The sequence below is a fragment of the Ideonella sp. genome (assembly GCF_035254525.1).
In the GTDB taxonomy this organism is placed as follows: Bacteria; Pseudomonadota; Gammaproteobacteria; order Burkholderiales; family Burkholderiaceae_C; genus Ideonella.
Map to the genome: position 1 here is coordinate 18,221 of NZ_DATFAN010000137.1, position 24,150 is coordinate 42,370.

23 protein-coding genes are annotated in these 24,150 nt (G+C 68.6%); 16 read left to right on the top strand and 7 right to left on the bottom strand.

All coding sequences use genetic code 11. The features are described 5' to 3' along the window. Window positions 1-8: 8 nt before the first annotated feature. Genes VJ693_RS13540 through VJ693_RS13555 form a run of 4 tightly spaced genes read right to left on the bottom strand, consistent with a single transcriptional unit; the run spans window position 9 to window position 3,758 of the window. Window positions 9-518, bottom strand: a complete 510-nt coding sequence (locus tag VJ693_RS13540; protein ID WP_324154900.1) for a flavodoxin family protein — start codon at window positions 516-518, stop codon at window positions 9-11. After that, on the bottom strand, window positions 515-1,498 hold the full coding sequence (gene pdhA, locus VJ693_RS13545) for a pyruvate dehydrogenase (acetyl-transferring) E1 component subunit alpha (protein WP_324154902.1): 984 nt from the start codon (window positions 1,496-1,498) through the stop codon (window positions 515-517). The genes VJ693_RS13540 and pdhA overlap by 4 nt, the downstream gene beginning before the upstream one ends. Then, the gene (gene acsA / locus VJ693_RS13550) at window positions 1,495-3,252 is read right to left on the bottom strand and encodes an acetate--CoA ligase (RefSeq protein ID WP_324154904.1); all 1,758 of its coding nucleotides are present in this window, start codon (window positions 3,250-3,252) and stop codon (window positions 1,495-1,497) included. Before acsA ends, pdhA begins: the two co-directional genes overlap by 4 nt. A gap of 38 nt (window positions 3,253-3,290) precedes the next feature. Continuing rightward, the gene (locus VJ693_RS13555; RefSeq protein ID WP_324154906.1) at window positions 3,291-3,758 is read right to left on the bottom strand and encodes a host attachment protein; all 468 of its coding nucleotides are present in this window, start codon (window positions 3,756-3,758) and stop codon (window positions 3,291-3,293) included. Between the two features lie 102 nt (window positions 3,759-3,860). On the opposite strand from VJ693_RS13555, the gene VJ693_RS13560 reads away from it, so the two are divergent. The 5 genes from VJ693_RS13560 to VJ693_RS13580 all read left to right on the top strand — a co-directional run bounded on the left by VJ693_RS13560 (window position 3,861) and on the right by VJ693_RS13580 (window position 8,495). After that, window positions 3,861-4,508 (top strand): phosphoribosyltransferase, encoded by a 648-nt coding sequence (locus VJ693_RS13560; protein WP_324154908.1) that lies wholly within the window; start codon window positions 3,861-3,863, stop codon window positions 4,506-4,508. Next, window positions 4,505-5,146: a nitroreductase family protein gene (locus tag VJ693_RS13565; protein WP_324154910.1), complete on the top strand. Its 642-nt coding sequence runs from the start codon at window positions 4,505-4,507 to the stop codon at window positions 5,144-5,146. Before VJ693_RS13560 ends, VJ693_RS13565 begins: the two co-directional genes overlap by 4 nt. A gap of 146 nt (window positions 5,147-5,292) precedes the next feature. Further along, window positions 5,293-5,880, top strand: coding sequence for a polyhydroxyalkanoate synthesis repressor PhaR (gene phaR / locus VJ693_RS13570; RefSeq protein ID WP_324154912.1), 588 nt, complete (start codon window positions 5,293-5,295; stop codon window positions 5,878-5,880). A 45-nt stretch (window positions 5,881-5,925) separates the two neighbouring features. Next, window positions 5,926-7,314 (top strand): 30S ribosomal protein S12 methylthiotransferase RimO, encoded by a 1,389-nt coding sequence (rimO, locus tag VJ693_RS13575; RefSeq protein ID WP_324154914.1) that lies wholly within the window; start codon window positions 5,926-5,928, stop codon window positions 7,312-7,314. Then, entirely contained in the window at window positions 7,311-8,495 is a 1,185-nt protein-coding gene (locus tag VJ693_RS13580) for a PLP-dependent transferase (protein WP_324154916.1), read from the top strand. Before rimO ends, VJ693_RS13580 begins: the two co-directional genes overlap by 4 nt. Here the strand turns inward: VJ693_RS13580 and pip are convergent. Beyond that, a complete protein-coding gene (gene pip, locus VJ693_RS13585; RefSeq protein WP_324154917.1) occupies window positions 8,492-9,451 on the bottom strand; it encodes a prolyl aminopeptidase in 960 nt (319 codons plus the stop codon). The genes VJ693_RS13580 and pip overlap by 4 nt on opposite strands. A gap of 7 nt (window positions 9,452-9,458) precedes the next feature. After that, window positions 9,459-9,929 carry an SsrA-binding protein SmpB gene (gene smpB, locus VJ693_RS13590; protein ID WP_324154919.1) on the bottom strand — a complete coding sequence of 157 codons (471 nt, stop codon included), beginning with the start codon at window positions 9,927-9,929 and terminating at the stop codon, window positions 9,459-9,461. Between the two features lie 60 nt (window positions 9,930-9,989). Here smpB and VJ693_RS13595 point away from each other — a divergent pair, with 60 nt between their 5' ends. Then, window positions 9,990-10,445, top strand: a complete 456-nt coding sequence (locus tag VJ693_RS13595) for a type II toxin-antitoxin system RatA family toxin (RefSeq protein WP_324154920.1) — start codon at window positions 9,990-9,992, stop codon at window positions 10,443-10,445. Continuing rightward, window positions 10,432-10,749 carry an RnfH family protein gene (locus VJ693_RS13600; protein ID WP_324154922.1) on the top strand — a complete coding sequence of 106 codons (318 nt, stop codon included), beginning with the start codon at window positions 10,432-10,434 and terminating at the stop codon, window positions 10,747-10,749. Before VJ693_RS13595 ends, VJ693_RS13600 begins: the two co-directional genes overlap by 14 nt. 1 nt (window position 10,750) lies before the next feature. On the opposite strand, the gene VJ693_RS13605 is transcribed toward VJ693_RS13600, so the two are convergent. Then, a complete protein-coding gene (locus tag VJ693_RS13605; protein WP_324154923.1) occupies window positions 10,751-11,272 on the bottom strand; it encodes a DUF4124 domain-containing protein in 522 nt (173 codons plus the stop codon). 132 nt (window positions 11,273-11,404) lie between these two features. Between VJ693_RS13605 and guaB the strand changes: the two genes are divergently transcribed. From guaB to VJ693_RS13650, 9 genes are all read left to right on the top strand, one after another. Then, window positions 11,405-12,877, top strand: a complete 1,473-nt coding sequence (gene guaB / locus VJ693_RS13610) for an IMP dehydrogenase (protein ID WP_324154925.1) — start codon at window positions 11,405-11,407, stop codon at window positions 12,875-12,877. A gap of 62 nt (window positions 12,878-12,939) precedes the next feature. Next, window positions 12,940-14,148: an MFS transporter gene (locus VJ693_RS13615; RefSeq protein ID WP_324154927.1), complete on the top strand. Its 1,209-nt coding sequence runs from the start codon at window positions 12,940-12,942 to the stop codon at window positions 14,146-14,148. 4 nt (window positions 14,149-14,152) lie between these two features. After that, window positions 14,153-15,739 (top strand): glutamine-hydrolyzing GMP synthase, encoded by a 1,587-nt coding sequence (guaA, locus tag VJ693_RS13620; RefSeq protein ID WP_324154928.1) that lies wholly within the window; start codon window positions 14,153-14,155, stop codon window positions 15,737-15,739. 38 nt (window positions 15,740-15,777) lie between these two features. Beyond that, on the top strand, window positions 15,778-16,347 hold the full coding sequence (gene tadA, locus VJ693_RS13625; RefSeq protein ID WP_324155028.1) for a tRNA adenosine(34) deaminase TadA: 570 nt from the start codon (window positions 15,778-15,780) through the stop codon (window positions 16,345-16,347). After that, window positions 16,344-17,243, top strand: coding sequence for an LD-carboxypeptidase (locus tag VJ693_RS13630; RefSeq protein WP_324154930.1), 900 nt, complete (start codon window positions 16,344-16,346; stop codon window positions 17,241-17,243). The genes tadA and VJ693_RS13630 overlap by 4 nt, the downstream gene beginning before the upstream one ends. A gap of 254 nt (window positions 17,244-17,497) precedes the next feature. Beyond that, on the top strand, window positions 17,498-19,729 hold the full coding sequence (locus VJ693_RS13635) for an ABC transporter substrate-binding protein (RefSeq protein ID WP_324154931.1): 2,232 nt from the start codon (window positions 17,498-17,500) through the stop codon (window positions 19,727-19,729). 25 nt (window positions 19,730-19,754) lie between these two features. After that, window positions 19,755-20,738, top strand: coding sequence for an ABC transporter permease (locus VJ693_RS13640; protein WP_324154933.1), 984 nt, complete (start codon window positions 19,755-19,757; stop codon window positions 20,736-20,738). A 14-nt stretch (window positions 20,739-20,752) separates the two neighbouring features. Beyond that, window positions 20,753-22,201: an ABC transporter permease gene (locus VJ693_RS13645; RefSeq protein ID WP_324154934.1), complete on the top strand. Its 1,449-nt coding sequence runs from the start codon at window positions 20,753-20,755 to the stop codon at window positions 22,199-22,201. 13 nt (window positions 22,202-22,214) lie between these two features. Next, on the top strand, window positions 22,215-24,071 hold the full coding sequence (locus tag VJ693_RS13650; RefSeq protein WP_324154936.1) for a dipeptide ABC transporter ATP-binding protein: 1,857 nt from the start codon (window positions 22,215-22,217) through the stop codon (window positions 24,069-24,071). The last annotated feature ends 79 nt before the right edge of the window (window positions 24,072-24,150 follow it).

Here is a 24,150-nt window from a genome sequence, read left to right on the forward strand (position 1 = left end):
CTTCTGGCTCATGCGGCTCTTCTCAGCCCGGCAGGCGGCGCGAGGTTCGCGCGCAGCGTGGCGGCAAAGGCGTCGAGCTTGGCCCCGGCGGCGCCGGAATCGAGCTCGCGGTCGGTCACCGCCAGCGTCGCCAGCGGAGCCCGGCCGAGCACCTGCTGCAACTCGGCCAGCGCGGCCTCGGCGCCCGAACCGCCCAGCGTGCAGAACAGCGCGGCGCGCTTGATGCGCCCGCGGTGCCGCCCGGCGAAGGTGCGGGCCGGCGACGAGGGGCGCGAGGCCCACACCGGTGTGCCGATCAGCACCAGGTCGAAATCCGCCGGGTTGGTGGCGGGCAGGGCGATGTCGGCGTCGATGCGCCGCAGCGCCTCCCACGCCGAGCGCCAATAGCCGAAGATGCCGCGGCGCGAGCGTGCCTCCTCGATGGGCAGCAAGCTCGCGTCCAGGCGCTCGGCCAGCGCTTCGGCGGCGCGCTGCGTGTAGCCGCTGCGCGAGTAGTAGACGATCAGGATTCGGCTCATGAGGGGACTCCTGGGGTGGGTGCCGGGGCAGCGACGACACCGTCCATTAGATGCTCGACGGGCTCCCAGGTCCCAGCCTCGGCAAAAGCCACTGCGGCGGCGAGCTCGTCGGCGATCTCCCGCTCGATCGCCGGCACGTCGATCTCGATCCCGAGCGCCTTCAGGTGCGCTTCGAAGGCCGCGATCGGGCAGTGCTGCTTCCAGTGCTCGACTTCGGAGCGGGGCCGGTACAGCTCGGGGTCGAACATCGAGTGGGCGCGGAAGCGGTAGGTGCGGAACTCGACGAACATCGGCCCCTCGCCGCTGCGCACATGGGCCACGGCGTGGCGCATCGCGTCGCGCACCGCGCCGATGTTCATGCCGTCGACCGACAGGGCACCGAGCCCGTGGCTGCGCGCCTTGGCGCACAGATCGGTCTCGGCCTCCGATCGGGCCAGCGCGGTGCCCATCGCGTAGAGGTTGTTCTCGCACAGCAGCAGCAGCGGCAGCCGCCACAGCGCGGCGAGGTTGGCCGTCTCGTGGAACTCGCCTTCGGCCACGGCGCCCTCGCCGAAGAAGCAGGCCGCGATGCGGTCGGTGTGGCGCAGACGCTCCGCCAGCGCGAAGCCCGCGGCCATGGGCAACGCGCCGGCCACGATGGCATTGCCGCCGAAGAAGCGCCGGCTGGCGTCGAACAAGTGCATCGAGCCGCCACGGCCACCGCTGCAGCCCTCGCGCTTGCCGAACATCTCGGCCATCACGGCCCCCATCGGCACGCCGCGGGCCAGCGCGTGGCCATGTTCACGGTAGGTGGCGAGCACGCTGTCTTCGGGCCGCAACTCGGGCATCGCGCCGGCGGCGATGGCCTCCTCGCCGATGTACAGGTGCAAGAAGCCGCGAATCTTGCCGGCGCCGTAGAGCTCGGCGCAGGCTTCCTCGAAGCGGCGGATGCGCAGCATCTGCCACAACAGGCGCCTGGATTCGCTGGCGTCCGGCTTCACGACGGTTCCAGAGTCGAGGTGTCGCCCTCGGGCAGGCCGAGCTCTCGGGCGCGCAGCAGGCGGCGCATGATCTTGCCGCTGCGGGTCTTGGGCAGGTGCTCGGCGAAAGCGATCTCCTTCGGGGCGACCGCGGCGCCCAGGCGCTGGCGGGCAAAGCCGAGCAACTCGCGCTTGAGCGCCTCGGTCGGCTCCACGCCGGGCTTGAGCGCGACAAAGGCCTTGACGATCTCGCCGATCACCGGCTCGGGCTTGCCGATCACACCGGCCTCGTGCACGGCCGGGTGCTCCATCAGCGCCGATTCGACCTCGAACGGGCCGATGAAGTGGCCGCTGGACTTGATCATGTCGTCGGCCCGGCCGACGAACCAGTAGTAGCCGTCGGCGTCGCGCCGCGCCAGGTCGCCGCTCAGATACCAGTCGCCCGCGAAGCACTTGGCGTATCGGGCCTCGTCGTTGAGGTAGGCGCGGAACATCGACGGCCAGCCCTTCTTCAGCGCGAGCTCGCCCTCGACGGCCGGGTCGTCGACGAGCCGGACGCTGCCGTCCGGCTGGCGCTGCACGATGGCCGCCTCGATGCCGGGCAGCGGGCGGCCCATCGAGCCGGGGCGGATGTCCATCGCCGCGCAGTTGGCGATCATGATGCCGCCGGTCTCGGTCTGCCACCAGTTGTCGTGGATCGGCAGGCCGAAGGCCTCGATGCCCCAGCGCACCGCCTGCGGGTTCAGCGGCTCGCCGACGCTGGCGATGAAGCGCAGGTCGGGGCAGGCGTGGGCGCGGGCAGCCTGCGAGCCGCCGCGCATCATCATGCGCACCGCCGTCGGCGCGGTGTACCAGACGCTGACGCACTCGCGCTGCAGCGTGGCGTACCAGCGTTCGGCCTCGAACTCGGCCTCGTCGACGACCAGCGTCGCGCCGATCGCCAGCGGCGCGAGGATGCCGTAGGAGGTGCCGGTGACCCAGCCGGGGTCGGCCGTGCACCAGAACACGTCGTCCGGCCGCAGGTCCAGCGCCATGCGGGCCGTGGCGACATGGGCGACGATGGCCTCGTGCACGTGCAGCGCCCCCTTGGGCTGGCCCGTGGTGCCGCTGGTGAAGTGCAGCAGGGCGGGCGTCTGGGCGTCGGTGGGCGGAATGGCGTAGGCGGCATCGGCCGCGTCGAGCAGGGCTTGCAGATCCTGCGTGCCTTCGGGCAGCGGCGCCTCGTCGTCGCGCAACAGCAGCACGTGCTCGAGCTGCGGCAGCCCGGCGCGCACCGGGGCCACCTTCTTGCGGTACAGCGACGTGGTCGTCAGCAGCAGCTTGCCGCCGCCCAGGCGAAGGCGGGTGGCGATGGGCTCGGGCCCGAAGGCCGAGAACAGCGGTGTGACGACGCAGCGGTGCTTGAGCGCGCCGAGCATCGCCACATAGAGCTCGGGCAGCCGGCCGCTGAGCAGGAACACATGCTCGCCGGCCGCCAGGCCCAGCGCGGCAAGCACGTTGGCGAAGCGGCTGCTCTGATCGGCCAGCTCGCGGTAGCGCAACTCGCGTCGTGCACCGGCCTTGCCGAGCCAGCGCAGCGCGACCCGCTCGCCGGCGGTGCCGGCGGCATGGCGCTCGATCACCTGCGCCATGTTCAGGCTGCCGGGCGGCAGGCCCGTCTCGATGGCGCTGCGGGCGTCGCTCCAGCGGAAGCGCCCGCGTTCGGCTTCGGGGTCAGCCAGGATGGCCGGTTTCGCGGCCGCCGGCTTGCGAATGATGTCGGTGGTCTCGGCCATCGCGTTCGCCATTCCGGGCGGGCCGGTTGGCCGAGGCCTCAGGCGCCGGGGCCCGGCGCGTGGGTGGCGGCCAGGGCGCTCGCGACGCGGCGCTCGATCTCGTCCAGGCCGAAGCTGGTCAGGTCGAGGTTGATCGACGAGCTGGTGTGTTTCGTGGCCGCTTCGCTGAGTGCGCTCTTGAGCTCGCCGAGGAAGGGGTTGGAAGCGAACAGCACCAGGCGACCGCAGTCGCCGCCGGCCAGCGCTTCATCGAGCCGGCTCGCCACCACGTGGGCGAACTTCAGGTCGGCCTTGCGCTGCGGATCCAGCTTGGGCTCGAAGGCCACGCCACCGGGGCGGGTGTCGCTGCTGCCGTGGCCCGGCCGGTCGCCGCCGGCGTCGCTGGGCTTCAGATGGGCGTCCGGTTGCTCGAGCGTGGCCAGTGGGACCAGCGGTTCATCGGCCGAGGCGCGGGTGAACAGGCGCGCGACGCGGCTGTTCGCGATCAGGATCAGGTCGGATTTCATCAGGGAGCCTCCAGCAGAGTCGGTTGATTCTTTGCCCCGTGCCGCGGCACCCGTTTGAGAAATCTCAGTTCATGGCCTGGGGCCTTGCGCGATCGTGGGGCCATGCGAAACGAGCTGTTCCGAGATCGGGTCGACGCCGGGCGGCGCCTGGCCGAGGCGCTGAAGTCACGCGACTTCGCCGACCCGCTGGTGCTCGCGCTGCCGCGCGGCGGCGTGCCCGTGGCGGCCGAGGTGGCGAAGGCCTTGAAGGCGCCGCTGGACCTGTTGCTGGTGCGCAAGATCGGCGCGCCGGGCCAGCCCGAGCTCGCCATCGCCGCGGTGTCGGACGGCGCCGAGCCGGTGGTCGAGTTCGACGAAGAGACGATGTCGATGTGCGGCGCCACGCGGGAGGACGTGATGGGCGAGGTCCCCGGCCAGCTGGCCGAGATCGAGCGCCGGCGCCAGCTCTACCTGAAGGGCCGGGCGCCGCTGCCGGTCAAGGGCCGCACGGTGCTGCTCGTCGACGACGGCATCGCGACCGGCACGACGGTGCGCGCGGCGATCCGGGCGCTGAAGGCACAGGGGCCGGCGCGCCTGGTCCTGGCGGTGCCGGTGGCCCCGGCCTCCGAGCTGCCGCGGCTGCGCGGCGAGGTGGACGAGCTGGTCTGCCTGGAGGCACCGGCCTGGTTCGGGGCCGTCGGCGCGCACTACCGGCATTTCGGCCAGACCTCGGACGAGGAGGTCGTGGCCTTGATGGAGGCATCGACATGAGTACCCTGACCAAGTTGGTGCTCGGCGCGATGGGCGCCTTGCGCCCCGAACCGGTGCTGGGCGATGCCGAACGGCGCATTGCGCTGCCCGCCGCCGAGAGGAGCCAGCCATGCCCCTTGATGCAGGCCCTGGGTGAGCGGCGTTCGGTGCGCGAGTTCCGCACCGACCCGCTGCCCCGCCAGCAGTTGGCCAACCTGCTGTGGGCGGCCGATGGGGTCAACCGCGCGCACGGCGGGCGCACGGCGCCGTCGGCCATGGGAGCCAACGAGATCCGGCTGATCGTGGCGCTGCCGGACGGCGCCTACGCCTACGAGCCGGCGTCGCACGCGCTGGAGTTGGTCGCCGCCGCGGACGTGCGCCGGGTGACGGGCTACCAGGATTTCGTCGACGACGCGCCGCTGGACCTCGTCTACGTGGCCGACCACGGCCGGATGAGCCAGGTCGCGGTGATGCAGCGCGAGGGCTTCGCCTGGGTGGCGGCCGGCGCGATCGCGCAGAACGTCTACCTCTATTGCGCGGCGGCCGGGCTGGGTTCGGTGCTGCGGGCCTGGATCGACCGCGAGGCGATCGCGCGGGCGCTCGGCCTGCCGCTGGACCAGCACGTCCTGCTGTCGCAGACGGTGGGCTATCCGGCCTGAGGCGGGGCCACGAAACGCCCGGGCCGACCCTGACAGTGCAATCCCCCGGTGGGTATCGAAATCGCGCCGCCTAGAATCTTTGTGCAATCGCACAATCCCACCCACGTCCGCAGCGCACAACCCGCCTGCCCAAGGAGTCCCGCCGCATGTCCACCGCCCGCCGCACTGCCGCCGACGCCGCTCCTGCCGAGGCGACGGCACCGCGGGTGCTGAAGAAGTACCCGAACCGGCGGCTGTACGACACCAGCGCGAGCACCTACATCACGCTGGCCGACGTCAAGCAGATGGTGCTCGAGGGCACCGAGTTCGAGGTGCGCGACGCCAAGACCGGCGACGACCTGACCCGCAGCATCCTGCTGCAGATCATCCTCGAGGAAGAGACCGGCGGCGCGCCGATGTTCACCGCCAACATGCTGGCGCAGATCATCCGGTTCTACGGCCATGCGATGCAGGGCATGATGGGTTCGTACCTCGAGAAGAACCTGCAGACCTTCGTCGAGATGCAGGCCCGGCTGGCCGACCAGGCGCGCGGCCTGTACGACCCCAAGGCCTTCACGCCCGAGATGTGGGCCCAGTTCATGAGCGGCCAGGCGCCGGTGATGCAGGGCCTGATGGGCAACTACCTCGAGCAGTCGAAGAACCTGTTCATGCAGATGCAGGAGCAGATGCAGAAGCAGACCGGTGGGCTGATCCCCGGGTTCCCGGGCTTTCCGCCGCCGCCCTCGCAGAAGTAGCCCTCGGGCGGCTTGCCCAGGAGCCGGTTTGAGACAATCCGGCCCATGACTGCAGACTCCACCGCGCTGGCCGACAAGCCGGCGCCGACCATCGGCTTCGTCTCGCTGGGCTGCCCGAAGGCGCTGACCGACTCCGAACTGATCCTGACCCAGCTCTCGGCCGAGGGTTACCGCACCGCCAAGACCTACCAGGGCGCCGACCTGGTGATCGTCAACACCTGCGGCTTCATCGACGATGCGGTGAAGGAAAGCCTGGACACGATCGGCGAGGCCCTGGCCGAAAACGGCAAGGTCATCGTGACCGGCTGCCTGGGCGCCAAGCAGGGTGACGGCGGCGGCAACCTCGTGCAGCAGGTGCACCCCAAGGTGCTGGCCGTGACCGGCCCGCATGCCACGCAGGAGGTGATGGACGCGGTGCACGTGCACGTGCCCAAGCCGCACGACCCCTTCGTCGATCTCGTGCCGCCGGCCGGCATCAAGCTCACGCCCAAGCACTACGCGTATCTCAAGATCAGCGAGGGCTGCAACCACCGCTGCACCTTCTGCATCATCCCCAGCATGCGCGGCGATCTGGTCTCGCGGCCGGTGGGCGATGTGCTGAAGGAGGCCAGGGCGCTGTTCGAGGGCGGCGTGAAGGAGCTGCTGGTCGTCAGCCAGGACACTTCCGCCTACGGCGTCGACGTGAAATACCGCACCGGCTTCTGGGACGGCAAGCCGGTCAAGACCCGCATGCTGGACCTGGTCGAGCAACTGGGCGAGCTGGCGAAGGCGCATGGCGCCTGGGTGCGCCTGCACTACGTCTACCCGTACCCGCACGTCGACGAGGTCATCCCGCTGATGGCTTCGGGCCTGGTGCTGCCCTACCTCGACGTGCCGTTCCAGCACTCGCACCCCGATGTGTTGAAGCGCATGAAGCGCCCGGCCAGTGGCGAGCGCAACCTCGAGCGCATCCAGCGCTGGCGCGAGATGTGCCCGGAGTTGGTGATCCGCTCGACCTTCATTGCCGGCTTTCCCGGCGAGACCGAAGACGAGTTCGCCCACCTGCTGCAGTTCATGCAGGAGGCACAGATCGACCGCGCCGGCTGCTTCGCCTACTCGCCGGTCACCGGCGCGGCGGCGAACGACCTGCCCGGCGCGCTGCCGAACGACGTGCGCGAGGAGCGCCGCGCGCGTTTCATGGCGGTGGCCGAACAGGTGTCGATCGAGCGCCTGCGCCGGCGTGTCGGCGCGACGATGCAGGTGCTGGTCGACCGCGCGCCGTCGCTCGGCCGCCAGGGCGGGGTGGGGCGCTCGTACGCCGATGCGCCGGAGATCGACGGGACCGTGCGCCTGCTGCCGCCGACCAAGGCGTCCACCCGGCTGCGCGTGGGCGAATTCGCCAAGGCGCGCATCGTGGCCGCTGAGGGGCACGACCTGGTGGGCGAGCCCGTATGAGCGCGGACAAGGACAAAGCCACCGAGCTGATCCACCACGCCTACCAGCCGCCGGCCGGCTTCGAATCGCCCGTGGTCGGGGTGCACAAGGGTTCGACGGTCTTCTTCCCCAGCGTCGCGGCGCTGCGCAACCACCACTGGCTGGACAAGCAGGCCTACACCTACGGCCTGCACGGCACGCCGACGACCTTCACGCTGGAAGCGCGGCTGGCGACGCTGGAAGGCGCGAAGCACGTGATGCTGGCGCCCAGCGGCCTGGCGGCGCTGACCAGCGTCAACATGGCCTTGCTGGCCAGCGGCGACGCGGTGCTGCTGCCCGACAACGTCTACAACCCCAGCAAGGAATTCGCCCGTCACGAACTGGCGCAATGGGGCATCGCGCACCGGCTGTACGACCCGATGCAGCCCGCATCGTTGCGCACGGCGCTGGGGCCCGACGTGAAGCTCGTCTGGCTCGAGGCGCCGGGCTCGGTGACGCTGGAGTTCCCGGACCTGCCCGCGCTCGTCCGCACGGTGCGCGAGGCGGCGCCGCAGGCAGTGATCGCGCTCGACAACACCTGGGGCGCTGGGCTCGCTTTCGACGCCTTCGCGCTGGGGGTGGACCTGACGATCCACGCGCTGACGAAGTACCCATCCGGCGGTGGCGACGTGCTGATGGGCTCGGTCGCCTGCCGCGACGAGACCCTGTACCGGCGCCTGGCCATGACCCACAGCCGGCTCGGCCTGGGCATCGCGGCCAACGATGCCGAGGCCTTGCTGCGCTCGCTGCCGAGCCTGCCGCTGCGTTATGCCGCGCAGGATGCTTCGGGCCGGCGCGTGGCCGAATGGGCCGCCCGGCAGGGGCCGGTGGTCCGCCGCGTGCTGCACCCGGCGCTGCCCGGCTCACCCGGCCACGCGCATTGGGCGGCGACCTGCCGCGCCGCCGCCGGCCTGCTGACGCTCGAGTTCGACCCGGCAATCGAGCCGGAGAAGATCGATGCCTTCGTCGAGGGCCTGTCGCTGTTCCGCATCGGCTGGAGCTGGGGCGGGCCGGTGAGCCTGGCCGTGCCGTACCGCGCGTCCTTCATCCGCCAGCTCGGCAACGCCTACGCCGGCACGCTGGTGCGCCTGTCGATCGGCCTGGAATCGACCGACGACCTGATCGCCGACCTGGCGGCCGGCATCGAGCGACTGAAGGCCTAGAAGCGGCCGTCGCGCGCGAAGCGGTTCGTCGCGTCGACCAGCGCGGCGGCGATGCCGGGTTCGTAGGACGAGTGGCCGGCGTCCGGCACGATGCGCAGGTCCACGCCGGGCCACGCATCGGCAAGCGCGTGGGCGTAGCGCACCGGGCAGATCACGTCGTAGCGCCCGTGCACGATGAAGCCGGGCAGGTGGCGGATGCGCGCCATGTTGTCCAGCAACTGGTTCGGCCGCAGGAAGGCCTTGTGGCGGAAGTAGTGGGCCTCGAGCCGGCCGATGCCCAGCGCGATCGCGTCTTCGGTGAAGGCGTCGGCCGTCTCCGGATTCGGCAGCAGGTGCAGGCAGGAGCCCTCGTAGCGGCTCCAGGCGCGCGCCGCCGGGGTGTAGACCGCCGGGTCGGCGGATTCGAGCCGGCGGCTGTAGGCCGCGAGCAGGTCGCCTCGCTCGGCCTCGGGCAGGTGGCCGGCGAAGGCCTCCCACTCGCGTGGGAAGAAGTTGCGCACGCCGTGGAGCCACCAGTCGATTTCCTCGTCGCTGACCAGCCAGATGCCGCGCAGCACCAGGCCCAGGCAGCGCTCGGGGTGGGCCTGGGCATAGGCCAGCGACAGCGTCGAGCCCCACGAGCCGCCGAAGACCAACCAGCGCTCGATGCCGAGCATCTCGCGCAGGTGCTCGATGTCCTGGATCAGCAGCTCCGTCGTGTTCTCGCGCGTTTCGCCCAGCGGGGTCGACTGCCCGGCGCCGCGCTGGTCGAACAGCACGACGTGGTAACGCGCCGGGTCGAAGTAGCGGCGGCTCTTCGGCGAGATGCCGGCACCGGGGCCGCCGTGCAGGAAGAGGGCCGGGATGCCCTGCGGGTGGCCGCAGGTCTCCCAGTAGAGATCGTGCAGGCCGCTCACCGCGAGGCGGCCGCTGCGCAGCGGCTCGACCGCCGGGTAGAGAACTTCGTCCAGCGTCATGGCGTGTTCATTCCTTCGGACCGGATGAGACCTTGTGTCTCATCAGGCGTCCCTTTTCACGTTCCCAATCGCGTTTCTTCTCGGTCTCGCGCTTGTCGTGCTGGGCCTTGCCCTTGGCCAGCGCGATCTCGCATTTCACGCGGCCGCCCTTGTAGTGCAGGTTCAGCGGCACCAGCGTGAAGCCGCGCTGCTCGACCTTGCCGATCAGGCGGCGGATCTCGTCCTTGCCCATCAGCAGCTTCTTGGTCCGGTCGGCCTCGGGGTGCACGTGGGTCGACGCGCTGCGCAGCGCGTTGATGCGGCAGCCGATCAGGTACAGCTCGCCGCCCTTGATCACCACATAACCATCGGTCAGCTGGACCTGCCCGGCGCGGATGGCCTTGACCTCCCAGCCTTCCAGCACCATGCCTGCTTCGAACTGTTCCTCGATGTGGTATTCGAAACGGGCGCGGCGGTTTTCGGCGATGAAGGCGGACATGGAGGGCTTGGCGGCGGCACCTTCGGTTCGGAAGAGGGGTGCCTAGAATCGAGCCATTGTATGAAGCACGTGAAGAAGTCCGTCCTGCTGTGGTACTCGCCGGCCGAGATGTACCGCCTCGTCACCGATGTGCCGCGCTACCCGGAGTTCCTGCCCTGGTGCGAGCGCGGCGAGGTGCTGGAGCAGCACGACAACGGCATGACGGCGCGCATCAGCCTGGCCTACGCCGGCGTGCGCCACGCCTTCACGACCCGCAACGAGCATGAGCCGGACCGCCAGGTGCTGATCAAGCTCGTCGACGGTCCCTTTTCGTTGCTCGAAGGTTGCTGGGCGTTCGCGCCACTGGGCCGGCCGGGCGCCGACACGCCGACGGCCTGCCGCATCGAGTTCGACTTGCGCTACGCGTTCTCGAGCCGGCCGCTGGAGGCCGTGCTGAGCCCGGTGTTCGACCGCGTGGCCAACACCTTCGTCGATTCCTTCGTCACCCGGGCGGAGCAGGTCTATGGACAGCGATAGCGCCGCCGCCCTGGGCCCCCTGTCGGTGCAGGTCAGCTACAGCCCGGCGCCGCGGGAAGTCGACAGCGTGGCGCTGAAGATGCCGGCCGGCAGCACGGTGGCCGATGCCCTGCGCGCCAGCGGCCTGCTGGAGCGCCACGGCCTGGCACTCGATGCCGGCCTGAGCGTGGGTGTGTGGATGAAGGCCAAGCCGCTGGACACGCCGCTGCGCGAAGCGGACCGCGTCGAGATCTACCGCGGCTTGAAAGTCGACCCGAAGGAAGCCCGGCGACTGCGCTACCGCAAACAGCCGAAGTCCCGCTGAGTCAGTTGCAGTTCGCGTCGGCGACTTGGCGCGTGCGCGCAATTTCAGCCGCGCGGCCCTGGTCGTCGAGGATCTCGCGCTCGCCCTTGTCGTTCATGCGCCCGATGCGCTGGCCGCCTTCGAGCGCGGCCAGCTGGTTGCGGGCGCGCTGGCAGGTCTCGGCCCGGGCCTGGTCGCGCTTGGCCTTCTCGGCGGCCTGCTTGGCCTTCTCGGCCGCGGCCTGCTCGGTCTGGGCCTTGTTGCGCTTGGCCTCGAGGGCCGGGTCGACGCCCGACACGGCCGTCGATGCGGCCTCGCTGGCAGCGGGGCCCGGCATCGGCGCGCGCGCGGCGTGAGGCCGCTGCAGGATGTCCTTCTCCGGCACCTCCATCGGCGGCGGCCGGTCGCTGACCTGCACACGGCCGTCCTTGTCGCGCCACTTCCAGATGCTTTGCGCGGTCGCTGCCCCGGCGCCGACGGCCAGGATCAGTACGAGGAGGCCGAAACGCCCGATGCTGGCGAACGTGGGAGCGTTGTACTTCATGAAGTGGTGGCAGGTCGCCCGGGCCGGTGGGCGCTGAGGGTTGCAACGAGTCGTCAGTGTACGGCGTCGGCCCGTAACGAGGGGTTGCGCCGGCGCATCCGTATAATCCGCTTTTGCGTCTGGAGCTTTCCCATGCGCCTTCTAGGCAAAGCGCTCACCTTCGACGATGTGTTGTTGGTGCCGGCGTATTCCCAGGTGTTGCCTCGAGATACCTCGCTGGCCACCCGCGTTTCACGCAACATCCTCCTGAACCTGCCGCTCGTGTCCGCCGCGATGGACACGGTCACCGAAGCGCGCCTGGCGATCGCCATCGCGCAAGAGGGCGGCATGGGCATCGTCCACAAGAACCTGAGCCCGAAGCAGCAGGCGGCCGAAGTGGCGCGCGTCAAGCGCTACGAATCGGGCCTGCTGAAGGATCCGATCACGATCGCCCCCGGCGCCCGGGTGCGTGACGTGATCGAGCTGTCGCGCCAGCACGGCATCTCCGGCTTCCCGGTGGTCGAAGACGGCCGCGTCGTCGGCATCGTCACCAACCGGGACCTGCGCTTCGAGTCGCGTTTCGACGCCCCGGTGCGCGAGATCATGACGCCGCGCGAACGGCTCGTGACCGTGAAGGAAGGCGCGTCGCTGGCCGAGGCCAAGGCACTGATGCACCAGCACAAGCTGGAGCGCGTGCTGGTCGTCAACGACGCCTTCGAACTGCGCGGCCTGTTCACGGTGAAGGACATCACCAAGCAGACCACCTTCCCGAACGCCGCGCGCGACGCCAACGGCAAGCTGCGCGTCGGCGCCGCGGTCGGCGTCGGCGAGGGCACCGAAGAGCGCGTCGAGTTGCTCGCGCGCGCCGGCGTCGACGCGCTGGTCGTCGACACGGCCCACGGCCACTCGCATGGGGTTCTCGACCGGGTTCGCTGGGTCAAGAAGAACTTCCCCGAGGTCGATGTGATCGGCGGCAACATCGCCACTGGCGCGGCCGCGCTGGCGCTGGTCGAGGCGGGCGCCGACGGTGTCAAGGTCGGCATCGGCCCGGGTTCGATCTGCACGACCCGCATCGTCGCCGGTGTCGGCGTGCCGCAGATCACCGCCATCGACAACGTGGCCACCGCCTTGCGCGGTACCGGCGTGCCGTTGATCGCCGACGGCGGCATCCGCTACTCGGGCGACATCGCCAAGGCCATCGCCGCCGGCGCCAGCACGGTGATGATGGGCGGCATGTTCGCCGGCACCGAAGAGGCGCCGGGCGAGGTCATCCTGTACCAGGGCCGCAGCTACAAGGGCTACCGCGGCATGGGCTCGATCGGCGCGATGAAGGCCGGCTCGGCGGACCGCTACTTCCAGGAAAACGACGAGACGACCAACCCGAACGCCGACAAGCTGGTGCCGGAGGGCATCGAGGGCCGGGTGCCCTACAAGGGCTCGATGGTCTCGATCATCTTCCAGATGGCCGGCGGCCTGCGCGCGGCGATGGGCTACTGCGGCTGTGCGACGGTCGACGAGATGCGCGAACGCGCCGAGTTCGTCGAGATCACGTCGGCGGGCATCCGCGAGAGCCACGTGCACGACGTGCAGATCACCAAGGAAGCGCCCAACTACCGCCTGGAATGAAGCGCTAGATGGTGAACGAAGCGAGCGGGCCGAGCGCCGGAGGGGCTGGCAGGGCGGCGGCCATGCCATTCATCTTGATCACGGTGCTGATCGACATGGTGTCGATCGGCCTGATCATTCCCGTGCTTCCGCTGATCGTCGGCAGCTTCACCAGCTCGCCGACCGAGCAGACCTGGTGGTACGGGGTGGTGACGATCACCTTCGGCATCGCGAACTTCTTCGGCTCGCCGGTGCTGGGTGCGCTGTCCGACGCCCACGGCCGCCGCCCGGTGCTGCTGCTGGGGTTCTGCGGCCTGGCGCTCAGCTTCATCGTGACGGGCCTGGCCACGGCGCTGTGGATGTTGGTCGCCGTGCGGGTCTTCTCGGGCGCGATGCAGGCCAATGCGGCCGTCGCCAATGCCTACGTGGCCGACATCACCCCGCCCGAAGAACGCGCCCGCCGCTTCGGCATGCTGGGCGCGATGTTCGGCATCGGCTTCATCCTGGGGCCCATGCTGGGCGGCATCCTGGGCCGCTTCGACATCCACCTGCCGTTCTTCGCGGCCGGTGGCCTGGCGGTGCTGAACTGGCTTTACGGCTTCTTCGTGCTGCCCGAGTCGCTGCCGCCGGAGCGCCGCCAGGCGTTCAGCTGGAAGCGGGTCCACCCGTTCGCGGCGCTGGCCGGGCTCACCCGTCTCGAAGGCGTGGGGCCGCTGGTGGCCGTGATCGGCCTGGCCTCGCTGGCCCAGTTCACGCTGCACACGAGCTGGGTGCTCTACACCCACTTCAAGTTCGGCTGGGGTCCGTGGGAGGTGGGGTGCTCGCTCTTCGCGGTGGGCGCGATCGCCGCGGTGGTGCAGGGCGTGCTGCTCAAGCACATGCTGGCCCGCTTCTCGGCCCGCACGCTGGCGACGGTCGGCCTCGCTTCCAGCGCACTGACCTACCTCGGCTTCGGCCTGGCCACCGAGGGCTGGATGATGTACGTGATCATCGTCATCGGCGGCATCATCGGCGGTGGCGCCCAGGCGGCGATCCAGAGCATGGTCGCCAACGCGGCGCAGTCGCACGCGCAGGGCGCGACCATGGGTTCGGTGGCCTCGCTGAACAGCCTGATGGCCGTGCTCGCGCCGATGGCTGCCACGCCGCTGCTGGGCCTCGTGTCCCACCGCCCGCCGGGCGACTGGCTGATGGGCCTCCCGTTTTTCTTCTGCGCCGCCCTGCAGGCCGCGGGCGCGGTGATCGCGATTCGATTCTTCCGCCGGCGCGCGCGCCTTGCCGCGGCACCGGCCTGATGCCATGAACCACGACAAGATCCTCATCCTCGACTTCGGCTCCCAGGTCACCCAGCTGATCGCTCGCCGCGTGCGCGAGGCACACGTCTACTGCGAGATCCATCCGAACGATGTGACGGACGAATTCGTCCGCAGCTTCGCGCCCAAGGGCATCATCCTCTCAGGCAGCCACGCCAGCACCTACGAGGAACACGACCTGCGCGCGCCGCAGGCGGTGTGGGACCTGGGCGTCCCGGTGCTGGGCATCTGCTACGGCATGTTCACGATGACCGTGCAGCAAGGCGGCCAGGTCGAGGCCAGCACGCACCGCGAGTTCGGCTACGCCGAGGTCCGCGCGCACGGCCACACGAGGCTGCTCGACGGCATCGAGGATTTCCGCACCGCCGAGGGCCACGGCATGCTGAAGGTCTGGATGAGCCACGGCGACAAGGTCACCCAGTTGCCGCCCGGCTTCAAGCTGATGGCCAGCACGCCGAGCTGCCCGATCGCCGGCATGGCCGACGAGGCGCGCGGCTACTACGGCGTGCAGTTCCACCCCGAGGTGACGCACACCGTGCAGGGCAGGGCGCTGCTCGAGCGCTTCGTGCTGCAGATCGCCGGCGCGAGGCCCGACTGGATCATGAAGGACCACATCGCCGAGGCGGTGGCGAGGATCCGCGAGCAGGTCGGCGACGAAGAGGTCATCCTCGGCCTGTCCGGTGGCGTCGATTCCTCCGTGGCGGCGGCGCTGATCCACCGCGCGATCGGCGACCAGCTGACCTGTGTCTTCGTCGACCACGGCCTGCTGCGGCTGAACGAAGCCCTGCTGGTGATGGACATGTTCGCCGGCCGGCTGCACGCCAAGGTGATTCACGTCGACGCGAGCGACGCGTTCCTGGGCCAGCTCGCTGGCGTCAGCGACCCCGAAGCCAAGCGCAAGATCATCGGCCGCGAGTTCGTCGAGGTCTTCCAGGCCGAAGCCGCCAAGCTGAAGTCCGCCAAGTGGCTGGCCCAAGGGACGATCTACCCGGACGTGATCGAGTCCGGCGGCGCCAAGACCAAGAAGGCGACGACGATCAAGAGCCACCACAACGTGGGCGGTCTGCCCGAGACGCTGGGCCTGAAGCTGCTGGAGCCGCTGCGCGACCTGTTCAAGGACGAGGTGCGCGAGCTCGGCGTCGCGCTCGGCCTGCCGCCGGAAATGGTCTATCGCCATCCGTTCCCCGGCCCGGGCCTGGGCGTGCGCATTCTCGGCGAGGTCAGGAAGGACTATGCCGACCTGCTGCGCCGCGCCGACGCGATCTTCATCGATGAGCTTCGCGCCTGGAAGGACGAGGCCACGGGCAAGAGCTGGTACGACCTGACGAGCCAGGCCTTCGCCGTCTTCCTGCCGGTCAAGAGCGTCGGCGTGATGGGCGACGGCCGCACCTACGACTACGTGGTGGCGCTGCGCGCGGTGCAAACGAGTGACTTCATGACCGCCGACTGGGCCGAGCTGCCCTACGGCCTGCTCAAGCGCGTGTCCAGCCGCATCATCAACGAAGTGCGCGGCATCAACCGCGTGACCTACGACGTCTCGAGCAAGCCGCCCGCCACCATCGAGTGGGAGTGAAGGTGGCCGAGCCGGCATCCCCCGCCGACGAATACGCGATGCGCCTGGCGCTGGACCAGGCGCACAACGCCTGGCTGGCCGGCGAGGTTCCGGTCGGGGCGGTGATCATGCGCGACGGCAAGCTCGTTGCCACGGGCTACAACCGGCCGATCACCACGCACGACCCGACCGCGCATGCCGAGCTGGTGGCGCTGCGCCACGCCGCCCAATTGCTCGAGAACTACCGCCTGCCGGAGTGCGAGCTGTACGTGACGCTGGAGCCTTGTGCGATGTGTGCCATGGCGCTGATGCACGCCCGCTTCAAACGCGTGGTGTTCGGCGCGCTGGATCCGAAGACCGGCGCCGCGGGCTCGGTGATCGACCTCTTTGCCCAGGCGAAGCTGAACCACCACACCGCGGTGCAGGGCGGCGTGCTCGCCGAGGGCTGCGGCCGGATCCTGCGCGAGTTCTTCGCTGAGCGGCGGGCGCAGCAGAAAGCCGCCCGGGCCGCCTTCCCGGCGGAACCCGGTGAGGACGACGAAGACGACCCTGTCGATGAGGGCGGCCCGATCCCCACCGGCCAGGCCATCGAACTCACGCCCGACGACCCCAACAACAAACTCGAATGACCAGCCTGACCCTGTTCACGCCCGCCGGCGTGCTGTTGAAAGCGGCACCACTGCGCCTGGCTGCCAAGCGCCTGTCGGCGATGGGTTTCTCCGTCACGATCGACGAGGCGGCACTCGCCAAGCTGCAGCGCTTTGGCGGCAGCGACGACGTGCGTCTTGCCGCGCTGCACCGGATCGCCGCCGAAGCACCGTCCATTGCCATGGCCAGCCGCGGCGGCTACGGGCTGACGCGCCTGCTCGACCGGCTCGACTGGAAGAAGCTCGCGCGCAGCGTCGAGCGCGGCACACGCTGGGTTGGCTACAGCGACATGACGGCGCTGCAAATGGGCCTGCTCGCGCACACCGGTGCGTCGACCTGGTGCGGCCCGCTGGCGGCGGACGATTTCGGCCGCGAGCAGCTCGATGAGGTCACCCCCGACTGCTTTGCCGAAGCGATGAGCGGCGAACTGGAAGCGATCGGCTTCCGCACGGAAGCGGGCTTCGATGGCCTGCAGGCCAAGGGCGTGCTGTGGGGCGGCAACCTGACGGTGCTGCTGTCGCTGCTGGGCACGCCGCACTGGCCGCAGGTCAAGGGCGGCATCCTGTTCATCGAGGACGTCAACGAGCACCCCTACCGCGTCGAACGCATGCTGCTGCAACTGCACCAGGCAGGGGTGCTGGCGCGGCAGAAGGCGGTGGTCCTCGGTGCGGTCAGCGACTGGAAGCGCTCGCCGATGGACCGTGGCTACGACCTGAAGGCGACGCTGGCGCACATCCGCTCGGTGACTCGCACGCCAGTGCTGACCGGGCTGCCGTTCGGCCATGTGCCGACCAAGGTGACCATGCCATTGGGCCGGCCGGTGACCCTGCTCGTCGAGGGCCGGGACGCGCTCGTCGGCTGGTCGCACGCGCACTGACGGGGTGACCCTCAACTGGTGGAATTCGCTGCCGCTGCTGAAGTTTGTTGAGGATGCTTCGCCGCTTGGCGGCCTGAGCTTGCGGAAACCCTAACCCGGGCCCCTTGCGGGCGGGCATAGAATCTGCTCGACACGCCTCGCCGCATCCCCGGGCACAAGCCGGGGGTTGCCGCAGGCGGTTTTGTTTTGTCCGCTGGCTGCGCCTATCCGCGCGGCGGCCAGCACTTCTTGGGAGTCTCCGCATGGGCGGTGTGATGTCGGCTTTCGGCCGGGTGTGGCGACCCGGCGCGTGGCTGTGGGCCGGTGGTCTGGCGCTGCTGAGCGCGCTGACCGGCTGCGACAACAGCCCGTGGCCCAAGGGCGCTGCCGAGTCCCAGATGATCCACTCGGCGATGATCGAGAACACGCCGCGCCACCTGGATCCGACGGCGTCGTACTGGTCGAACGACACGCTGGTCACCTACCAGGTCTACGAGCCGCCCTACGGCTACCACTACCTGAAGCGCCCGTTCGAGCTCGTGCCGAAGTCGGCCGAGCAGGTCGTCGCGCCGATGTACTTCGACAAGAACGGCCAGCGCCTGCCCGACGACGCCCCCGGCGACCAGGTCGCCGAGAGCGTGTACGAGGTGCCCATCAAGCGCGGCATCATGTTCCAGCCGCACCCGGCCTTTGCCAAGGACGAGCAAGGGCAGTACCGCTACCACCACATGAAGCCGGGCGAGGTCGGCGACCGCCGCTCGCCGATGCAATTCGAGCAGGGCACTCGCGAGCTGGTGGCCGACGACTTCGTCTACGCGCTCAAGCGCCACGCGACGACCCGCATCACGACTCCGATCTTCGGCATCTTCTCCGAGTACGTCGTGGGCCTGAAGGAATACGGCGAGATGGTCAAGAAGGAGGATGCGAAGCTGCGCCAGGGGACGGACCCGGCCAGCCTGGACAAGCCCTTCCTCGACTTCCGCAAATGGCCGCTGGCCGGCGCCACGGCACCCGAGAAGTATCTGTTGCGCATTCGCCTGAATGGCAAGTACCCGCAGTGGAAGTACTGGATGCAGATGACCTTCATGGCGCCGGTGCCCTGGGAGGCCGATGCCTTCTACGCCCAGCCCGGCATGGCCGAGCGCAGCATGACGCTGGACAACTGGCCGGTGGGCACGGGCCCCTTCATGGTCACCGAGTTCGTCAAGGACCGGCGCATCGTGATGAAGCGCAACCCGAACTACCGGGGCGAGCCGTATCCCTGCGAGGGCATGCCCGGCGACAAGGAGAAGGGCCTGCTCGACGATTGCGGCAAGAAGACGCCGTTCGTCGACGGCATCATCGCGACCGTCGAACGCGAATCCACGCCCCAGCGCAACAAGTTCCGCGACGGCTACTACGACCTGGAGGTTTTCGAGCGCACGGACACCGGCATCTACTACCTGACCGAAGCCGTCGATTCCGAAGAGGTGCGCGAGGCCTACGCGAAGAAGGGTTTCACGTTCCCGAAATACAGCGACGTCAACAGCTATTTCATCGCCTTCAACATGATCGACCCGGTGATCGGCTGGGGTGAGAACGACGCGCAGCGCGAGCGCAATCGAAAGTTGCGCCAGGCGATCACGATTGCGCTCGACTGGGACGAGTACTCCAAGGTCTTCCCGAAGAAGGCCGGTGTCACCGCGATGAGCCTGCTGCCCGAGGGCATTCCCGGCTCGCGTGAGGGCACCCCGGAGGGGGTCAACCCCGTGACCCACCGCCTGGTCGACGGCAAGTACGTGCGCCGCCCGATCGAGGACGCGAAGAAGTTGATGGTCGAGGCCGGCTACCCCGACGGGCGCGAAGCCACGAGCGGCAAGCCGCTGGTCCTCAACTACGACTTCTATGCGCCGCCTACGCCCGAGCGCAAGCCCGAGATCGACTGGGTTGTCAAGCAGTTCGCCAAGCTGGGCATCCAGCTCGAGGTGCGCGCGACCGACAACAACCAGTTCCAGGACAAGGTACGCAAGGGCAAGCACCAGGTGTTCTGGCTGGGTTGGAATGCCGACTACCCGGATGCCGAGAACTTCCTGTTCCTGTTCTACGGCCCGAACGCAAAGAGCGTTTCCGATGGCGAGAACACGTCCAACTACATGAACCCCGAGTTCGACAAGCTGTTCGCCCAGTTGAAGACGATGGACGATGGCCCCGCCAAGCAGGTGATCATCGACAAGATGAACGACATCCTGCGCCGCGATGCGCCGCTGAGCTTCGGTTTCTACCCGTACGCTTCGGCGGCGGTGCAGCAGTGGGTGACGAACTCGAAGCCGGCGATCCTGATCCGCGACCACGGCCGCTACCTCAAGCTCGACAGTGCCAAGCGTGCCTCGATGCTGGCCGAATGGAACCGGCCGGTCTGGTGGCCGGTGACGCTCATCATTGCGGTGATCGCCGCGGGCGTGCTGATCGCTCGCAACAGCTTGCGCCGCCGCGAGCGCATGAACGCGCGCGGCGAGATCCTGGTCTGACTCGGGCTGCGGCCCAGCTTCCAACATGCTGTCCTATACCTTGCGCCGCCTGCTCTATGGCGTGCTGATCCTGCTGGGCGTGAACCTGGCGACCTTCTTCCTCTTCTTCACCGTCAACACGCCCGACGACATGGCCCGCCTGAACATCGGCGGCAAACGGGTCACCCAGCAACTGATCGAGAAGTGGAAGACCGAGCGTGGCTACGACAAGCCGTTGTACTGGAACGAGAAAGAGCAGGGCAGCGGGAAGCTGACCGACACGATCTTCTGGGAGCGATCGGTCTCGCTGTTCACACTGAACTTCGGCCGGGCCGACAGCGAGGCCGGTGGCGACCTGGGCCATGAGGTCGCCACGCGCATGTGGGTCAGCATCCAGCTGGCCCTGCCGATCTTTCTCTTGCAGGTGATATCAAGCACCAGCTTCGCCCTGCTGCTCGTGATGTTCAGGCACACCAAGCTCGACCTGTGGGGGGTGGTGCTGTGTGTGCTGATGCTGTCGATCTCGAGCCTGTTCTACATCATCGTCGGGCAGTACCTGTTCTCTCGGGTGCTGAAGCTGGTGCCGATCTCGGGTTACGCAGGTGGCCTCGATCTGGTTCGTTTCCTGATCCTTCCAGTGATGCTGTCGGCACTGGCGCGGTTGGGCACCGAGGCTCGGCTGTACCGGGCGATGTTCCTCGAGGAGATCGGCAAGGACTACGTTCGCACGGCGCGCGCCAAGGGCCTGCGTGAAACGGTCGTGCTGTTCCGCCACGTGCTGCGCAATGCGCTGATCCCGATCATCACCAGCATGGGCGGCTACTTGCCGTACGTCTTCATGGGCAGCCTGGTGTTCGAGAGCTTCTTCGGCATCCCGGGGCTCGGCGCCTACGTGATCGAGGCGATCGGCAAGCAGGATTTCGCGATCGTTCGCACGATGGTCTTCGTGGGTTCGCTGCTCTACATCGCGACCTACATCCTGATCGACATTGCCTACTCGTGGGCCGATCCCCGCGTGCGCCTGGCCTGACGGAGTTCATGGTGATGCCGAAGTTTGTGATGTTGTGGACCGACGTGGCCATCTGGCTGCTGGTCATTGCGATGGTGGCTTATGGCTGGGCGGTCTCGCGCAAGGCCAATCTGGCTGCCAACTGGGGCAAGGTGTTCCGCAGTGCGCCGGCGCTTGCGTCGTCGCTGGTGCTGCTGGCCTGCCTGCTGGTCACGCTGTTCGACAGCGTGCACTTTCGCGCGATGCTGCCGCCGGCTGCGGGTGCCCCGGCGGGCAGCGTGGCCTACGACGTGCGCGTGCAGTCGCTGCTCGACAGGGCCCTGGCGCGAGTCGTGCAATCGCGCGAATCCACCTACTCGCGGCCGTTGGACTACGTCAGTTTCACCAAGGAATCCCAAGAGATCAACGGTGAGGTGCAGCGCGTGGCGCCGCGCCTGAATTTCGGCGGGGCACACCTGAAGGACCCGGCCAGCCAGTGGGCCGGCGATGTAGCGAAACGCATCGTCATGGGACTGGCCGGCGGAGCCGCCGGGGCGGCCGTGCTGAGCGCGCTGCTGCTGCTGGCTGTCGCGCGCGGCCGGCGCGAGGCCATGTCGGTCACCCTGGCCAAGGTTCGGCGCGCCGAAACCCCCGTGCCGTGGATGACGGCGGTCTGGACGCTCTTCGGGCTCGGGCTGGCCATCGGCGTGCTGGTTTCCCTGATGGGCCACTACCACGTGTTCGGCACCGACATCACGGGCAACGACGTGATGTACCAGACGCTCAAGAGCATCCGCACCGCGTTCGTGATCGGCACCTTGGCCACGCTGGCCACGCTGCCGCTGGCGGTGGTGCTGGGCATCATGGCCGGCTACCTGAAGGGCTGGGTCGACGAAGTGATCCAGTACCTCTACACGGTGCTGTCGTCGATCCCGAACATCCTGTTGATCGCGGCTTGCGTGCTGATGGTGCAGGTGTTCCTCGACAAGCACCCCGAGCTGTTCGAAACCGGCGTCGAGCGTGCCGACCTGAAGCTGTTCCTGCTGTGTGCGGTGCTGGGGCTCACCGGCTGGGCGGGCCTGTGCCGGCTGCTGCGCGGCGAGACCCTGAAGCTGCGCGAGCTCGAATTCGTGCAGGCGGCCAATGCATTCGGCGTTGGCCCGGGGCGGATCATGATCCGCCACATCTTCCCGAACGTCGCGCACCTGATGCTGATCGTGACGGTGCTCGAGTTCTCGGCGCTCATCCTCTACGAAGCCGTGCTGTCCTACGTCGGGGTCGGCGTGGACCCGTCGATGAACAGCTTTGGCGGAATGATCAATTTCGCGCGCAACGAGATGAGCCGCGACCCGGTGGTCTGGTGGCCGTTCGCCGCTGCGTTCATCTTCATGGTCACGCTGGTGCTGGCCGCCAACCTGTTTGCCGACGGGGTGCGCGACGCTTTCGATCCGCGCGCGCGCATCTTCCGCCCGCGGCCGATCACCCACCAGAAGAAGCCCGCCTGAGGCCCTGCCCGCCATGCTGGAAATCAAGAACATCAAGGTCGAGCTGGACGCCGAATCCGGCCTGGTGCGTGCCATCGACGGCATGCGCTTGACGCTGCAGCGCGGCGAGACTTTCGCGCTCGTCGGCGAGTCGGGCTGCGGCAAGAGCATGACCGCGTTGGCCCTGATGCGGCTGCTGCCGGAAAACGGCGCCATCGTCTCGGGCGACATCCTCGTCGACCAGCAGGACGTGCTGGCGCTGCCCGAGTCGCAGATGCGGGCGATCCGCGGCGGCAAGATCGGCATGATCTTCCAGGAACCGTCGACGAGCCTGAACCCGGTCATGAAGATCGGCGACCAGATCGTCGAGGCGATCGAGTCCCACACCGCGTTGCGCGGCGAGGCGGCCCGGGCCAAGGCGCTCGACTGGCTGCGCAAGGTCGGCATCCCGGAGCCCGAGCGCCGCATCGACGACTACCCGTTCCGCATGAGCGGCGGCCAGAAGCAGCGCGTGATGATCGCGATGACGCTGGCCGGTGAGCCCGACTACATCATCGCCGACGAGCCGACGACGGCGCTGGACGTGACCATCCAGGCCCAGGTGCTGGACCTGCTCAAGCAGCTCCAGGCCGAACATGGCCTCGGTCTGCTGCTGATCACCCATGACCTGGCGGTCGTGTCCGGCATGGCCCACCGCGTGGCGCTGATGTACGCCGGCCAGATCATCGAGGTGGCGACGGCCGACGAGTTCTTCTCCGCGCCGAAGCATCCCTATGCCAAGGCGCTGCTGCGGGCGCTGCCCGATGCCACGCGCCGTGGCCAGGCGTTGGCCGCCATTCCCGGCACGGTGCCGCCGTTGTCGACGCAGTTCGAGGGCTGTCGTTTCGAACCGCGCTGCTATTGCGCCGAGCCGGCCTGCAAGACGACCCTGCCCGAGCTGTACACGCTGGCGGGCACTCGTTCGGTGCGCTGCCTGCGCTACGCACCGGGGCACGACCCGCAGGCGACCGAAGCGGTGATCAACATCGTGCCGGCCGACAAGACGGTTCAGCGTGCCCAGGCAACGGTGTCGGCCACGGCAACGCCCTTGCTGCGGGTGGACAAGCTTCGTGTGCGCTTTCCGATCCGCAAGGGCATCCTGCAGCGGGTGCACGGCTATTTCGATGCTGTCGATGGCATCTCGTTCCAGGTGCAGGCCGGCCAGACGCTGGCGCTGGTCGGCGAGTCGGGTTGCGGCAAGACGACCACCGGCAAGGCCATTGTCCAGTTGCTGCGTCACCAGGCCACCTTCGAGGGCCATGCGCTGCTGAACGGCCAGAACCTGTTCGAGCTGCAGGGCGAGACGCTGCAAAACGCCCGCCGCGATATCCAGATCATCTTCCAGGATCCGTTTGCCTCGCTCAACCCGCGAATGCGGGTTTTCGAGATCCTGGAGGAGGGGCTGCAGGCGCTGCAGCCGGATCTCGATGCGCCCACCCGCCGGCAACGCCTGGAACGTCTGGCCGACCAGGTCGGCCTGCGTCGGGATGCGTTGGACCGCTACCCCCACGAATTTTCGGGTGGCCAGCGCCAGCGCATCGCCATCGCCCGCGCCCTGGCCGTGCAGCCCAAGCTGATCGTCTGCGATGAGCCGACCTCGGCCCTCGACGTTTCCGTCCAGGCCCAGATCCTGAATCTCCTGCGCGAGCTCCAGCGCGAGCTGGGTGTGTCCTACCTCTTCATTACCCACAACATCGGCGTGGTCGAATACATCGCCGACGAGGTCGCCGTGATGCGCGCCGGCCGCATCGTCGAGCAGGGCTCGAGCGACGATGTGCTCAGCCGGCCCAAGGATGCCTACACCCGCAAACTGATCGCGTCGGTGCCGCGGCTGGTGGCCGCGGCCGTTTGATTGATTATCTAGGGAAGGGTTAACGCTAGATTTTACTGACCTAACAGGCGAGTGAAGCGGTCCGGCGCGCGAGCGTACG

Bases quoted from the DNA above. Each gene is read 5' to 3' on its own strand.
- VJ693_RS13540 (WP_324154900.1), bottom strand. From the start codon at position 518: ATGAGCCGAATCCTGATCGTCTACTACTCGCGCAGCGGCTACACGCAG.
- acsA (WP_324154904.1), bottom strand. From the start codon at position 3,252: ATGGCCGAGACCACCGACATCATTCGCAAGCCGGCGGCCGCGAAACCG.
- VJ693_RS13555 (WP_324154906.1), bottom strand. From the start codon at position 3,758: ATGAAATCCGACCTGATCCTGATCGCGAACAGCCGCGTCGCGCGCCTG.
- VJ693_RS13560 (WP_324154908.1), top strand. From the start codon at position 3,861: ATGCGAAACGAGCTGTTCCGAGATCGGGTCGACGCCGGGCGGCGCCTG.
- VJ693_RS13565 (WP_324154910.1), top strand. From the start codon at position 4,505: ATGAGTACCCTGACCAAGTTGGTGCTCGGCGCGATGGGCGCCTTGCGC.
- phaR (WP_324154912.1), top strand. From the start codon at position 5,293: ATGTCCACCGCCCGCCGCACTGCCGCCGACGCCGCTCCTGCCGAGGCG.
- rimO (WP_324154914.1), top strand. From the start codon at position 5,926: ATGACTGCAGACTCCACCGCGCTGGCCGACAAGCCGGCGCCGACCATC.
- VJ693_RS13580 (WP_324154916.1), top strand. From the start codon at position 7,311: ATGAGCGCGGACAAGGACAAAGCCACCGAGCTGATCCACCACGCCTAC.
- pip (WP_324154917.1), bottom strand. From the start codon at position 9,451: ATGACGCTGGACGAAGTTCTCTACCCGGCGGTCGAGCCGCTGCGCAGC.
- smpB (WP_324154919.1), bottom strand. From the start codon at position 9,929: ATGTCCGCCTTCATCGCCGAAAACCGCCGCGCCCGTTTCGAATACCAC.
- VJ693_RS13595 (WP_324154920.1), top strand. From the start codon at position 9,990: ATGAAGCACGTGAAGAAGTCCGTCCTGCTGTGGTACTCGCCGGCCGAG.
- VJ693_RS13600 (WP_324154922.1), top strand. From the start codon at position 10,432: ATGGACAGCGATAGCGCCGCCGCCCTGGGCCCCCTGTCGGTGCAGGTC.
- VJ693_RS13605 (WP_324154923.1), bottom strand. From the start codon at position 11,272: ATGAAGTACAACGCTCCCACGTTCGCCAGCATCGGGCGTTTCGGCCTC.
- guaB (WP_324154925.1), top strand. From the start codon at position 11,405: ATGCGCCTTCTAGGCAAAGCGCTCACCTTCGACGATGTGTTGTTGGTG.
- VJ693_RS13615 (WP_324154927.1), top strand. From the start codon at position 12,940: ATGCCATTCATCTTGATCACGGTGCTGATCGACATGGTGTCGATCGGC.
- guaA (WP_324154928.1), top strand. From the start codon at position 14,153: ATGAACCACGACAAGATCCTCATCCTCGACTTCGGCTCCCAGGTCACC.
- tadA (WP_324155028.1), top strand. From the start codon at position 15,778: ATGCGCCTGGCGCTGGACCAGGCGCACAACGCCTGGCTGGCCGGCGAG.
- VJ693_RS13630 (WP_324154930.1), top strand. From the start codon at position 16,344: ATGACCAGCCTGACCCTGTTCACGCCCGCCGGCGTGCTGTTGAAAGCG.
- VJ693_RS13635 (WP_324154931.1), top strand. From the start codon at position 17,498: ATGTCGGCTTTCGGCCGGGTGTGGCGACCCGGCGCGTGGCTGTGGGCC.
- VJ693_RS13640 (WP_324154933.1), top strand. From the start codon at position 19,755: ATGCTGTCCTATACCTTGCGCCGCCTGCTCTATGGCGTGCTGATCCTG.
- VJ693_RS13645 (WP_324154934.1), top strand. From the start codon at position 20,753: ATGCCGAAGTTTGTGATGTTGTGGACCGACGTGGCCATCTGGCTGCTG.
- VJ693_RS13650 (WP_324154936.1), top strand. From the start codon at position 22,215: ATGCTGGAAATCAAGAACATCAAGGTCGAGCTGGACGCCGAATCCGGC.